Source organism: Shewanella psychropiezotolerans (assembly GCF_007197555.1).
GTDB classification, from domain to species: Bacteria; Pseudomonadota; Gammaproteobacteria; order Enterobacterales; family Shewanellaceae; genus Shewanella; species Shewanella psychropiezotolerans.
Genome location: NZ_CP041614.1, coordinates 4,898,209 through 4,912,149 on the forward strand (window position 1 = coordinate 4,898,209; position 13,941 = coordinate 4,912,149).

At 44.6% G+C, this 13,941-nt stretch carries 10 protein-coding genes; 7 read left to right on the top strand and 3 right to left on the bottom strand.

Annotated features, from left to right (window positions below):
• Positions 1–107: 107 nt before the first annotated feature.
• Entirely contained in the window at positions 108–1,511 is a 1,404-nt protein-coding gene (locus FM037_RS21425) for a M20/M25/M40 family metallo-hydrolase (RefSeq protein WP_144047680.1), read from the top strand.
• A gap of 579 nt (positions 1,512–2,090) precedes the next feature.
• Positions 2,091–2,480: a hypothetical protein gene (locus FM037_RS21430; protein ID WP_144047681.1), complete on the top strand. Its 390-nt coding sequence runs from the start codon at positions 2,091–2,093 to the stop codon at positions 2,478–2,480.
• Between the two features lie 529 nt (positions 2,481–3,009).
• Here the strand turns inward: FM037_RS21430 and yaaA are convergent.
• A complete protein-coding gene (gene yaaA, locus FM037_RS21435; RefSeq protein ID WP_144047682.1) occupies positions 3,010–3,786 on the bottom strand; it encodes a peroxide stress protein YaaA in 777 nt (258 codons plus the stop codon).
• 122 nt (positions 3,787–3,908) lie between these two features.
• Positions 3,909–5,348, bottom strand: coding sequence for an alanine/glycine:cation symporter family protein (locus FM037_RS21440; RefSeq protein ID WP_144047683.1), 1,440 nt, complete (start codon positions 5,346–5,348; stop codon positions 3,909–3,911).
• 426 nt (positions 5,349–5,774) lie between these two features.
• Between FM037_RS21440 and FM037_RS21445 the strand changes: the two genes are divergently transcribed.
• The 5 genes from FM037_RS21445 (at position 5,775) to FM037_RS21465 (ending at position 13,232) form a co-directional block, all read left to right on the top strand.
• Complete coding sequence (locus tag FM037_RS21445; RefSeq protein ID WP_144047684.1) at positions 5,775–8,141, top strand: phosphoketolase family protein; 2,367 nt, start codon at positions 5,775–5,777, stop codon at positions 8,139–8,141.
• Positions 8,142–8,398: 257 nt separating this feature from the next.
• Positions 8,399–9,499: an OmpA family protein gene (locus FM037_RS21450; RefSeq protein WP_144047685.1), complete on the top strand. Its 1,101-nt coding sequence runs from the start codon at positions 8,399–8,401 to the stop codon at positions 9,497–9,499.
• A 704-nt stretch (positions 9,500–10,203) separates the two neighbouring features.
• Positions 10,204–11,160 (top strand): transaldolase, encoded by a 957-nt coding sequence (gene tal / locus FM037_RS21455; protein WP_144047686.1) that lies wholly within the window; start codon positions 10,204–10,206, stop codon positions 11,158–11,160.
• Positions 11,161–11,173: 13 nt separating this feature from the next.
• On the top strand, positions 11,174–12,811 hold the full coding sequence (pgi, locus tag FM037_RS21460) for a glucose-6-phosphate isomerase (RefSeq protein WP_144047687.1): 1,638 nt from the start codon (positions 11,174–11,176) through the stop codon (positions 12,809–12,811).
• A 235-nt stretch (positions 12,812–13,046) separates the two neighbouring features.
• A complete protein-coding gene (locus FM037_RS21465; RefSeq protein WP_144047688.1) occupies positions 13,047–13,232 on the top strand; it encodes a DUF3545 family protein in 186 nt (61 codons plus the stop codon).
• Positions 13,233–13,302: 70 nt separating this feature from the next.
• On the opposite strand, the gene FM037_RS21470 is transcribed toward FM037_RS21465, so the two are convergent.
• The gene (locus FM037_RS21470; protein ID WP_229380974.1) at positions 13,303–13,851 is read right to left on the bottom strand and encodes a hemerythrin domain-containing protein; all 549 of its coding nucleotides are present in this window, start codon (positions 13,849–13,851) and stop codon (positions 13,303–13,305) included.
• Between the last annotated feature and the right edge of the window lie 90 nt (positions 13,852–13,941).

The following is a 13,941-nucleotide window of genomic DNA, read 5'->3' on the forward strand; positions in this document are numbered from 1 at the left end:
CGGGACTAATATAGCGTTGCCTTACAGATATAGTCGGGACATAAAGCACACTTTTTGCTAGATTGTTTTCAAAAATGGGACATGAGTAATAAAAACAAAGGAAACTTATGAAAAACACACTCCGTACCTTGGTCATTGGACTCCTCTTTGGAAGCCTTATTGGTTGTCAGCACACGCCAGCAGAAAAATCCGCAATTCAAATACCTCAGCAATTACAGCAAAAAGCCTTGAACTCAAATTTGGCATATGAGTTAGTCGAATCCCTCACGGTAGAAGTTGGCCCAAGATTGGCTGGCAGTGAGAAAGACCTGATTGCCGTTCAATGGGCGCAGGACAAGCTCAATAGCCTTGGATTCGACAGAGTCTATAAGGAAGCAGTTCAAGTTCCGGTCTGGAGTCGAGGGGAAGCGAAAGCGAAAATCCTATCTCCTTACGGTCAGCCTATCGTGATAACCGCTCTTGGCGGCAGTATTGCGACGCCAAAAGCTGGAATACAAGCCTCCATCGCCCGATTCGATAGTTTAGCGGCATTGAAACTGGCCTCTAAAGCAGAAGTCGAAGGCAAGATAGTCTTTATCGACCACATCACCGAACGCCATATCACAGGCAAAGGTTATGGGAAAACCGTAGGCGGCCGTTCTCGCGGTGCTATCACGGCGGCGGAGAAAGGTGCACTGGCTATCGTGATCCGCTCCATAGGGACAGATCATGACCGCATGGCACACACTGGCATGATGCGCTACAAAGAGGGTGTGACTAAGATCCCTGCCGCGGCTATGTCTAACCCGGATGCAGATCTGATCAAGTTAATGCTCAAACGCGACCCCAATGTGGTGCTGGACCTGTTCATGTCTCCTAAGCGTTTAGGGTACGCGACCTCCTACAATGTCATCGCTGAAGTCACCGGCAGCAGCAAACCTGATGAGATCGTACTCATAGGGGCTCATTTAGACTCATGGGATGAAGGTACGGGCGCCATCGATGATGGCGCAGGCGTGGCCATTGTCACATCGGCAGGTAAGCTCATTCAAGATTTACCAGTCAAGCCAGCACGTACGGTTAGAGTCGTACTCTATGCCGCCGAAGAAGTAGGCCTGGTCGGTGGTAAAGCTTACGCTAAGGCACACCAAGACGAGCTAGCCAAACATTACATCGCTGCCGAATCTGATTTCGGTGCAGGTCGCATCTATCAGATCGATTATAGGGTCAATGAAAAGGCCTTCACTGCATTACAATCCCTCAGCGCCCCCATGACTCAGAATGGTGTAGTCCTGGGCAGCAATACGGCCTCAGGCGGCCCTGATGTCTCTATGTTGCCAAAGCAAGGCGTTCCTGTGGCATCCCTAAGACAAGATGGCCGTGATTACTTCGATTATCACCACACACCCAACGACACCTTAGATAAGATAGATCCAGCCGCACTACAGCAAAACGTAGCAGCCTACGCTCAGTTTGCGTATCTGATGGCCCAATCAGAAGTTGAGTTAAGACCAATTGAGGTCGCTAAATAGCTGTTAGCAGTTCAGCTGGTTTGGGCCTTGGCTCGATTCAGCCTTCTATTGGTAATCTACTAGGCCACTGTTTATCGTAACAGTGGCCTTTTTGCTTCGAATGAAGCTTGAGTACATTTTAATTTGCTTCATTTGGCTGTTTTGGTGTTGGCTGGTGTATTGAAAGTTTAATCTTCATGGTTATCTATCGCCTGCAGCGTGCTTAAGTGCAGATACTTCTACGGCAAGCTGTGAATATATCCCTATACGCTCTGCGGTTTCATCCCTGAAACCGAAGTCCGCAGCCGCATATATGGACCCATCCCGTTTGCATCTATTTAAACTTCGGCTCACCTTAAAGTGGGGTGAAAGAAAGCGGAACAAAGCACTGATTGGGGCTTTGATACCACAGTAAACGAGTACCGAAAGCTTCAAGGCTCAGAGTTTGGTGCGTCAAAAAAGATATTCAATATATCGTTATTTTTCCTGTTGGCTGAACGTGACTTAAAGGCTATAAAAATCGATGCTTTCTCTCACCCTGATCCTTGGAAAAGAAACCTATCAGTAAGAATTATGCTCCTTATCATTCATGAACGAGATATGAGCAAGGTTGCATCAGGTAAAATCATGAAGGAAATATATGAAGAAGCGAAAATTAGTGGCGAGCTAAGGAGTTCCATGGTTCAAGCCGTTCGGGGAATATCCAAGGCGCAAAAGAGAACTCAAAAAATACTCTCTAAAATAAGAAATAACACTATTGCGCATCAAGATTCAGATGCAATGCTACAGTATGAGCTGATAGATAAAGTAGATATAAATTCAGCCAAGGAAACTATCGAAGAGTATTTTGAAGCATCGCATATTTTTTTCGATATATTGCCTGCCTTACTACTTGAGGCAAGTACATTTCCGTCACTATTATCACAATATTCAAGCTCAGAGCCTAACAAATCAAGCAAGCAGGATACCGTAACTGGCGCCCCTTCTTGAGGCGTTACGGCATATTCGATTGCCATATATTCCCTAATGCCAATGGCTATATTTAGAACATCGACTCTAAACCGTTTCTGTCCAGAAACGAGTTATTAGCCAATAAAGCTCAAATCGAAGAGATGGATAATCTGGTGTGAACGCGGCTGTGACCTTCGACATCAGGGATGATGTCGCAGAGCCCACAGGGATTGTGCTCGCGGCGAGTCACAGAAGTGTTTGCACATTCGCCCACGGCAGGTGATAGATAAAACTGAAGTAAAATGATTCAGTAAACTAACCAAATACCAAATCAGCCTAATGAACCCTATCTTAAAAGCTATTTGAAACTTGCTAGCTGGCAAGTACTCAATGCCTGTTGCAGGCAATAAACACCATTGAAGCCATGGTACTTAGCAAACCACCAAATACCAAACAAGCCCAATGAACCCAATCTACAAAGCTATTTGAAACTTGCTAGCTGGCAAGCACCACATTAGCCAAATAAAACCAATCAAAAAATGTAATCAAGCTTCATTCGAAGTCTTGCCTAAAGCTGTTCTTCGCGGAGGAATACCGGTGCCATAGCTGACGATTCAGCTTCACAGTAATGATATCCAGCGCTGTCAAACTTGATCAGTTCAGCAAGGGTACTCACCTTGTTATCGAGGATATAGCGAACCATCATGCCGCGGGCTTTCTTGGCGAAGAAACTGATCACCTTGTACTGACCGTTTTTACGATCTTTAAACACTGGCGTTATGATACTGCCCTTCACCAGCTTAGGCTTAACCGCCTTGAAGTATTCGTTTGAGGCCAGGTTGACAAGGATGTCGTCTCCCTGCTCATCCAGGGCTAGATTAACCTCATCGGTAATGGTATTGCCCCAGAACTGATACAGGTTAGTGCCTTGCTTATTCGCTAAGCGAGTTCCCATCTCTAAACGATATGCCTGCATGAGATCCAGAGGACGCAAGAGACCGTATAAGCCTGAGAGTATTCTAAGATGCTTCTGAGCACGTGCGATGCCTTCAGCGGGCAAAGAGTCTGCATCTAAGCCAGTATAGACATCACCGCGAAATGCATACAAGGCTTGTTTGGCATTTTCGGTAGTGAAGATCGGGCTCCAGGTCTCGAAACGAGCCGCATTCAAACCAGAAATTTTATCGCTCACCTTCATTAATGAAGCGATTTCTGCTGGCGTCAATTTACGGCACTCTTCGATTAACTGAGCGCTGAAGTCGACAAGCTTAGGCAAGGTATATTCAGCCGTCCCTGCGGGGTTGTCATAGTCTAATGTTTTTGCTGGTGAAACTAAAACTAACATAGCTAATCCTTATTGAACTTTATTGCTTGCTATCATACTGATGCAAACATAAAAAAACCACGCTAATTCGCGTGGTTTTTTAGATAGAGCCGATTCAGTTTACCGAATCAGTTCAACGAAAATTATGCCTTTTCAGCCATTTTCGCCGTTGACCACTCACCTTCCTCAATACCCTCAATCTCAGGGAATTGTTTAGGATCGAACGTTGGGCTAAGCCCTTTTTTCATCTGTTTTTCATAATCTTTAATCACTGCGAATGCCACCTTAGATAACATGGTAATTGCCGCGATATTCACTAGTGCCATCAATCCCATAGAGACATCGGCAAAGTTCCATACTAGCTGTAGTGATGCTACAGAGCCTGCCATAACCATAGCCAAAACCAGGCCACGGAAGATGTAAAGCACCTTCTTGCTCTTAGTTAAGAACATGATGTTGCTTTCTGCATAACTGTAGTTCGCAATGATTGATGTGAAACAGAACAGCAAAATGGCAAAAGAGATGAAATACGCTGACCAGCCACCTAACTCATTCGTCAGAGCCAATTGTAGTAGCCCAATCCCTTTCTGCTCCCCAGGGTTATCTAACACGCCAGATAGCAAGATAATCGCGGCCGATGCAGTACAGATAACTATCGTATCGACAAACACGCCTATCATCTGCACAAAGCCTTGAGATGCCGGATGATTAGGGTTCGGTGTAGCTGAAGCCGCAATATTAGCCGCACTACCCATGCCCGCTTCATTAGAGAACAGACCACGAGCAATACCCGCCATCATAGCGCCCATTGCGCCACCAGCAGCCTCTTCCCAACCAAATGCGCTCTTAACGATTAAGCTCAGTGCTGCAGGCACTTGTTCAATATTCAATACCAGAACAACCATAGCTATCGCTAAATAAGCCACAGCCATCACAGGCACTATCAGCTCGGAAGCACGAGCGACCTTCTTCAATCCGCCACAGATGATATAGCCTGAAGCGAGTACTATCACGATTCCAACAATCGTCTTATCGAAACCGAAGGCATTATTGAGGGCATCAGTCATGGTATTGGCTTGAGCCGCATTGAAAGCGAAGCCAAACGCTATGATAAGTAAAATGGAGAACAGGGTTCCCATCCAACGCTTACCTAAGCCTTGTTCCATGTAATAGGCTGGGCCCCCACGAAACTGGCCTTCGCTGTCTTTAACTTTATAGACTTGAGCTAAGGTTGACTCAATGAATGCCGTCGCCATACCTAATAATGCGATTAACCACATCCAAAAAATAGCACCCGCACCACCTACAGTAATAGCGACGGCAACACCGGCCATATTTCCTGTACCGACACGAGCAGCCATCGACGTACAGAAGACCTGGAATGACGAAATCCCATCGACCTTTTCACGGCCTTGAATGACCAGCTTGGCACCATGACCAAATAAACGGAACTGAATAAAACTCAGACGAAGTGTAAAAAAGACACCCGCTGCGACCAGTACATATATAAGCACGCTACCCCATAACATGCCATTAATGGCATTCACTACAGATTCAATAGCGCTAATTAATGATTCAAACATAGTTCTTACTCTATCCCCATGATAATCACGGCAGCTTATACAATCAGCTACGAGACTAACGTGTTTTAGTTTTCTTCTATCGATTCAATAAAAATTGGTAATTTTCTTTTAGAATTTTACTTTCGTGAATTTATTACATCACGCCCACCAATTCTCGCTGCGGCAAAATAGCATACCATCAAAAGCATCTCGCGTGATCAAGATCACAGTTAATCATTTACATAACACCATCATCACAGGTTAAAACAAAATTAAGTTAGGCTAGCAACTGATTACACAAGTTTTTCACCTAAACATCGCAACAAAATTGAAATGTTATGACTTTACAAAAACAAGATGCAGGACACATTCTTGTAATAAAATTACAAATATAGTGTCTAGCATGAGCTTTGATTAACTTTTTGCTTACTATAAATGGGGTTATTTATGTCACAACCGCAAGAGATCAGCGCATTAAAGAAATTTGTAAGAGCCACAAACTTTCTAGCGACATCACAAATTTATCTAAAGAAGAACGTACTGCATAAGCGTGCACTTGCACACACAGACATCAAGCCTAGACTGTTAGGTCACTGGGGTACTTGCCCTGGTATCAACTTTGTCTACGCTAACATCAACCGTCTCATCGTTAAAAACAACCGCTCATTCGTCTACCTTGTAGGCCCAGGTCACGGCTTCCCAGCAGTTCAGGCTAACCTTTTCATGGAAGGTTCTCTAAGTCATTATTACCCTGAAAACATTCCATACAATGAAGAAGGTATCACAGATATCTGTCAGAAGTTCTCAGCAGCTTATGGCTACCCTTCACACGCAAACCCGGAAGCACCTGGACAAATCTTAGAGGGTGGTGAACTAGGTTACTCACTTTCAGTTGCTTGGGGTGCAGTATTAGATAATCCAGATCTTATTGCGGCATGTCTAATTGGTGATGGCGAATCAGAAACAGGGCCTCTTGCCGCTTCTTGGTATGCCAACCGTTTAGTAGACCCTGCCACTAACGGTGCGGTACTACCCATAGTTCATATCAACGGCTACAAGATCTCTGGTCCGACTCGTATGGGCCGTATGAGCCACGAAGAGTTAGATCTTGAATTCCGTGGCCTAGGTTACCACCCAATCATAGTTGACGATGAGCTCGAAGAAGACGTCTATGTGCAGATGGTAAATGCTATGGATAAGTCATATGAGATGATCACAGACATTCAGAAACGCGCGCGCAGCGGTGAAGATGTTGTTAAGCCACGCTGGCCTGTCATCTTGATGCGTACCGCTAAAGGTTGGACAGGTACTGCGCAGTACAACGGCAAGAAGCTTGAAGGTAACTGCGAATCTCATCAGGTAATCGTCAATAAGTGTGCTACCGATAAGGGTCACCTAGACGCACTAAACACTTGGTTAGCCAGTTATAATTTCAATGAACTTTATTCGATTAACGATAAAGGCGAGCTCATCTTCGATGAAGAAATCCAATCTCTACTTCCACCTAAGCAGTTAACTTGTGGTCAGCAACACTTAAGCTACGGTGGTGAGGTGGTTCGCGCACTGACTAACCCTGATCTATCTAAACTAGCCTACGGTCCAGAAACACCTCGTGGTACGCGTGGTCACTCAATGTACAAGATGGGTGAGTGGATGCGTGATGCGATGAAACTCAACCGAGATCAACGTAACCTGCGTATCTTTAGTCCTGATGAAACTTACTCGAACCAGCTTCAAGCCGTATTCGAAGAGACTAACAGAGCATGGCAGTGGCCCATTGAAGAGTGGGATACCGACATGGCCCGTGACGGTCGCGTCATCGAGCTATTATCCGAGAACTTGCTCTTCGGTATGATGCATGGTTACACAGTGACGGGTCGTCACGCCATGTTCCCTACTTATGAAGCATTCTCACAAGTTGTCTCCTCGATGGCTGACCAATACTGTAAGTATGTCTATGCCAGCCAGGGCGTTCACTTCCGTAAGCCAGTACCAGCCTGTAACGTGGTACTCTCTTCGCTTCTAGAACGCCAAGATCACAACGGTTACTCGCATCAGAACCCATCATTCTTAGGCGCCATGCTTGAGAAGCACCCAAAGATTATCTCAGCATATCTGCCTGCAGATGGTAATACCACTCTGGTTTACACAGAACGCGCCTACGCGGATCGTGATAAGTTAAACATCATAGTTGCCGGCAAGAAAGACTTGCCACAATGGTTATCACTCGATGAAGCACGTGAACAGGCTAAAAACGGAGTCATGGTTTGGGACTTCGCTTCCGATGAAAACCCAGATGTGGTTCTGGTTGGTTGTGGTGATTACGTTACCCAAGAAGCCATGGCCTCTTTGGTCTTAATCAGAGAGATCTTACCACGCGTTCGTATCCGTTTCGTCAGCGTTACTGAACTCACCAGCAGCGGTCTTGGTAGCTTAGACTTCCAGAGCAAGCCTTGGTTGATGGATGAAGTTTTCACCTCAGACAAGGGCGTTATCTTTAACTACCATGGCTACCCGAACACCATCAAGAAACTGGTATTCGATTATAAAGGCAGTGACAGATTCAGAATCAAGGGCTATGAAGAGGAAGGATCTACCACAACGCCATTCGATATGGGTGTCAGAAACGGAACCTCGCGTTACCATCTCGTTATCGACATGGCCTACAAGCTGTTCCAGCAAGGTGTTATCGATGAGACACAACATGTCACCATCACCACAGACATGCTTCAGCGTCTGGTGGAACACAGAAATTATATCAAGGCAAACGGTGTCGACCCCATCAGCCTGGACAACTGGATCTGGACTCGCTAGTAAGGATCATTAAAGCAACAAGATAGAAACACGTTAACAACATAACTAAGTGCATTCTTTTAGAATGCACTTTTTTTATGCCTTAAAACTATAAACGTAATGATTTAAATCATATTTACATTGAAAATAGATCGCAATCCCGTAGATAATAGCGACAGCTAGCGATAAAACTAAAGGAATCCCCTCTCAAAGTGCTGGCAGTGTTTCACCTCCAGGTGGAACAGCATTGGGGAAAGATAAATAACAAAGGATTTGAAATGATGAACAATACATTGAAAGCTATTCTGCTGACTTCAATGCTCCCTTTCGCTGCTAACGCGGCACAAGAACTCACTCCTTGGTATGTCGGTGGCGGTCTTGGCGTAAACAATTACGAGCCAAACTGCGACATGAAGACCATGAAGAGCTGTGGCAAAGATGATCCTTACGCATGGGATGTGTTTGGTGGTTACCTTTTCAACGACTATTTCGGCGTTGAATTAGGCTACCGTGATCTTGGACGTGCCGAGTGGGTCGATTACGCCAACAAGATGAATGATGTTGGCGCTAAAGGATTAACCTTAGGTGTTGTCGGCTTCTGGCCAATCGCTGACCGCTGGAGCCTATCGGCTGAAGCCGGTGCGATGAATTACATACTGTCGAACAATAAAGAATATGGCAGTGAGTATTACAGTGACAGCGGTATTGCACCATACATTGGCGCAGGTATCGGATATAACATCACCGAAAACTTGAAACTTCAGGCTAAGTATCGTCGTTATGAGAACTTAGATGAAGACAAGTGGAACACACTGGCCATGGAAAGCAACTACTGGGGCCTTGAGCTTAGCTACCGTTTCGGTACTCCAGCACCCGCCGTTGTTGCTCCATTGGTTCTAGCTCCTATTGACTCAGATAATGATGGCGTCACCGATGATATGGATCAGTGTCCAGACACTCCAGTCAATCACAAGGTTGATGCGAAAGGCTGTACTGTTTACATTGAGACTACCGAGCAGCGTGATGTAGGTTCTATTCAGTTCGCGAATAACTCATCTGTGGTAAAGACTGAGTCTTTTGAGCGCATTGAAAAGCTGGCAACATACATGAACAAGAATCCTAAATCGACAGTGTTGATTTCGGGTCACGCTTCTGATGTAGGTAGAGCCGACTACAACATGACCATATCGGACAAGCGTGCGAACGCCGTTGCTAAGATTCTTGTCGAGAAGTATGGCATTAGCCAAGATCGCGTAGAAGCTAAAGGTTTCGGTATCACACAACCTGTTATCCAAGGTAATAGCGTCGAAGCAAACAAGGCTAACCGTCGTATCGAAGCTCACGTCACTGGCGTAAAAAGAGAAGCACTGATCAAGTAATCACTCTCTCTTGTCGATACATAAAAATCGCTGCCTGGTGCAGCGATTTTTTTATGATGCAAGAACAATCTAAATAATGCCACTCATGATACTAAGGCCAATTGGTATCAGTACGAATTTTTCACTCATTCTGTCCAGAGTGTAATCATGCTGTAATACCATTCCGAGTAAGTATCTGATCATTCAGCGGGAGTTCAAAGCACTGTAGGCAAGGCGGATGTTTGAAGCTAATAGTTATTCTCGGCAACAAGCTCCTGCGTTGCTCTACCTCCTGCATCCATGCAGTCGTATATCGAGAACATTCAACGTAGCATAAAGGGCTTTGAAACCCGCACTGCGTGAGGCCCTCAGAGTTTCCACTTCGCTGTTGCATTGACTTAAAAGGGAATAACCATTTCCTCATCAATGCGCCTTGAATTGAAAAAACTGAGAGTCTCTGAACTGACCAGATACTTATATGGAATGGTATAATGGTAAAGCGGGATTTTACCTATACTCAAAATCACCTGACACGCTATACTCTCCCCTACCTATTTTTGACTAAAATTTAGGGTAAATGGGTTAGTAAAAAGCGCTTTTACTGATATTTTACAACTTTCCTGTAATTTTTTTTCATTTACGGTTGGAAATATCATCAAAATCGCTTCTAATACTCTCAAGCAATCACAAACCTTAAGCTGCTTCTTAAGAAGGATGTTATTTTTATGGCTAATACACTCGAGCAATTGAAATCTTTTACCACCATAGTCGCCGATACTGGTGACATTGAGGCCATCAAGCGTTACCAACCACAAGACGCGACGACCAACCCGTCTCTCATTTTAAAAGCAGCCCAGATCCCAGATTATGGCCATCTAATCGACAACGCTATCACTTGGGCTAAATCACAAAGTGATGTCATTGAGCAACAGATCGAAGATGCAGGTGACAAGCTTGCGGTCAATATTGGCGTAGAGATCTTAAAGATCGTTCCTGGTCGTATCTCCACTGAAGTTGACGCAAGGCTCTCTTTCGACCAAGCCGGTTCGATCGAAAAAGCCCATAAGCTGATTAAACTGTATCAAGAAGCTGGCATAGATAAGTCACGTATTCTGATCAAGCTAGCTTCCACTTGGGAAGGCATATGCGCCGCTAAGCAGCTAGAGCAAGAAGGTATTAACTGTAACCTAACTCTACTATTTTGCTTTGCTCAGGCCCGTGCTTGTGCTGAAGCCGGTGTTTACCTTATCTCACCGTTTGTCGGCAGAATCTTAGACTGGTATAAGAAAGACACAGGTCAGGATTACAGTGCTAGTGAAGACCCAGGTGTAGTTTCGGTTACCGAAATCTACAACTATTACAAAAGCCATGGCTTCAACACTGTCGTCATGGGCGCCAGCTTCCGCAACACAGGCGAAATCCTTGAGCTTGCGGGCTGTGACCGTCTAACAATAGGTCCAGCACTGCTCGAAGATATGGCAAATTCACAGGCTCAAGTTGTGCGTAAACTTGTTCCTGTAGAGTCATCAGTTGCACCAGGTGAGCCACTCACAGAAGCACAATTCCGCTGGGCATTTAACGAAGATCCTATGGCAGTTCAGAAACTTGCCGAAGGCATCAGAAACTTCGCTATCGACCAAGGTAAGCTCGAAGTGATGCTGAAAGAGAAACTGGCCTCTTAAGGAGTAAGACTGGATGACAGAGCTAACCCAGAGTCAGACTTGGTATGAGCTAAAGGCTCATACCAAGACCTTGCCTCATATGAGAGTGCTTTTTGAAGAAGATAGACTCAGATTCGACACTATGTCGACATCAGCTTGTGGCCTGTTTTTGGATTACTCCAAAAACAGGGCGAATAGTGAGACCTTATCTCTACTATTCAAGCTTGCAGACGAGACTAAGCTAGTGTCAAAAATCAAGGCTATGTTTGACGGTGATTTGATCAACACCACCGAAAAACGTGCAGTGCTACATACCGCACTGCGCGCTAAGCCTGAACAAAAGATAATTCTAGACGGTATAAATATCGTCGAAGAAGTTCAGCAGACTCAAGCTCAAATGGCGACATTTGTCACTGCAATCACTTCCGGAAGCTGGAAAGGTTACACTGGCAAGTCGATCACAGATATCGTCAGTATCGGTATCGGCGGTTCCTTCTTAGGTCCTAAGATAGTGTCTCAAGCGCTCAGACCTTACTGGAATAAAGCGCTCAATTGCCACTTCGTGGGTAATGTGGATGGCACATCCATCACCGAGAAACTTAAAATTCTCGATGCTGAAACCACATTGTTTATCATGTCATCTAAGTCTTTCAGTACTCAAGAAACCTTAACTAACACCTTAAGTGCTAAAGATTGGTTTATGAGCAATGGGGCGAGTCAAGAGGATATCGCTCAACATTTTGTTGCCGTCACCTCCAATGTAGCAAAGGCGACAGAGTTCGGTATCGATGCCGATAATATCTTCCCTATGTGGGATTGGGTTGGTGGTCGTTATTCACTCTGGTCAGCCATAGGTTTGCCCATAGCATTGATGATAGGCATGGATAACTTCCGTGAACTGCTTGACGGTGCTCATGAGATGGATAAGCATTTTGCCAACGCGCCGCTATCGGAAAATATGCCTGTGATTATGGGACTATTTTCACTACTGTACGGCAACTTCCATGATGCTCAGTCCCATGTGGTATTGACCTATGATCATTATCTGAGAGGACTTCCCGCATATTTCCAGCAGCTGGACATGGAGAGTAACGGTAAGTCAGTCACCTTAGATGGCACTCGTGCCGATTTCAGCACAGGGCCAGTTATCTGGGGCGGTGAGGGCACTAACGGTCAACACGCCTATCACCAGTTATTGCATCAAGGTACTGCGCTCATTCCTGCCGACTTTATTATGCCTCTCAAGAGTCATAATCCGTTAGGAGAGCACCACATCCAACTCGCATCAAACTGTTTTGGTCAAACCCAAGCACTGATGCAAGGGCGTTCTTATGAAGAAGCCTTAGCAGAACTTGAAGCCAGTGCGCTTTCGAATGATGAAAAGAGTACCATAGCCAAGCATAAAGAGATGCAAGGTAACAAGCCAAGCAATACCCTATTAATGGACAAGCTGACGCCTGGAACTCTAGGCTCCCTAATCGCACTCTATGAACACAGAACCTTCGTTCAGGGCGCAATTTGGAACATCAACTCATTCGATCAATGGGGTGTCGAGCTAGGTAAAACATTAGGCAATGATGTTTTAGCCAGACTCGGAGCAGAGAAAGATGCAAGTGAACTGGACAGTTCAAGTAATGGCCTTATCAATATGTTCAGGCAACAATCTCTCTAGATCACGCTAAAAAGCTCTCACAATAAAAAAAGCCAGTTTACACTGGCTTTTTTTTATTCCGTAGTTCATATCTCTAAATACTGCAAATATTCTTTGTACTTAGCGCAAGATCATCACCTTTCACGCCATAAAAACTTCACCGAACGTTAACAGAAGTGAAACATTTATCTTGCACACTATTTTAAAAGTGTGGTATTTATTTGATTGAACAGAAATACAACAACAGGAGGTCACCATGAATCGACTCGATTATGGTAGTGCGCTAGATACAGTGATAGAAAGACCAAGCCGCTCGAGAAGCTCCAACAAGAAACGCAAATGGCGTGAAATTGAGGCACTGCAAGAGAAGCACCGTTTACTCAAAGAACTGCAAGACATAGATAGCAACTTCGATGGTGAGTTAGACAACCTCCTGATGTAAAATCATCAAATAAAAAGAGCGCATTAGCGCTCTTTTTATCCTAGAACCCTAGGAACAAAAAACTAAGCTTCTACTCATCTCTAGTGATGTATTCTCTTAACTCCTCGAATAACGCATTATCATTATCACTAAATAGCGGGTCATCGATGAGTTTCAGTGAGCATAGGGCTTGTATCTCCTGCCAATCAGTTTGATCTATCACCTCCGCCCATCGAGGAAAAATATCTCTTTCTTCAAACAGCATATGATCTTCTTGCAAGATAACGTATGCCTTAAGATCCAGTACAAGCTGCTCTCTAGACACCACAACATCACTCAAGATGAGATTTAATGATGCCATTAGAGATGCCGAGGCATCAACTAATCCTTGATGTTGTTCAGCAAGCTTTTTAGTCCCCGTCTGAGCTGTTTTCTTTAAATAGTAGCTATAGATGATATCTTCTAAGGGGTGATGGCTATGCTCGGCATAACTCTGCATATACTCAACAACATCCCTGATAAGATTAAAGTTAACCGCTTCCCCCTGAGCTAACCTGTTGTGCTTCACCTTCAGAATATTGAGTAATATCGTGATATGCTTATGATCATGATTAAGCCTTGCAAGCATAGTTGTCTCCATAATCCGAATACCTTATATATACAATAATAGTAAATAGATGAAATTACGCCCAATATATCAAAGGTGATTGTTAAGGAGTTCTGATTAAGA

Excerpts from the sequence above, each read along its gene's own strand:
- tal (WP_144047686.1), top strand. The coding sequence starts at position 10,204 with ATGGCTAATACACTCGAGCAATTGAAATCTTTTACCACCATAGTCGCC.
- FM037_RS21470 (WP_229380974.1), bottom strand. The coding sequence starts at position 13,851 with ATGGAGACAACTATGCTTGCAAGGCTTAATCATGATCATAAGCATATC.
- FM037_RS21445 (WP_144047684.1), top strand. The coding sequence starts at position 5,775 with ATGTCACAACCGCAAGAGATCAGCGCATTAAAGAAATTTGTAAGAGCC.
- yaaA (WP_144047682.1), bottom strand. The coding sequence starts at position 3,786 with ATGTTAGTTTTAGTTTCACCAGCAAAAACATTAGACTATGACAACCCC.
- FM037_RS21440 (WP_144047683.1), bottom strand. The coding sequence starts at position 5,348 with ATGTTTGAATCATTAATTAGCGCTATTGAATCTGTAGTGAATGCCATT.
- FM037_RS21425 (WP_144047680.1), top strand. The coding sequence starts at position 108 with ATGAAAAACACACTCCGTACCTTGGTCATTGGACTCCTCTTTGGAAGC.
- pgi (WP_144047687.1), top strand. The coding sequence starts at position 11,174 with ATGACAGAGCTAACCCAGAGTCAGACTTGGTATGAGCTAAAGGCTCAT.
- FM037_RS21430 (WP_144047681.1), top strand. The coding sequence starts at position 2,091 with ATGAGCAAGGTTGCATCAGGTAAAATCATGAAGGAAATATATGAAGAA.
- FM037_RS21465 (WP_144047688.1), top strand. The coding sequence starts at position 13,047 with ATGAATCGACTCGATTATGGTAGTGCGCTAGATACAGTGATAGAAAGA.
- FM037_RS21450 (WP_144047685.1), top strand. The coding sequence starts at position 8,399 with ATGATGAACAATACATTGAAAGCTATTCTGCTGACTTCAATGCTCCCT.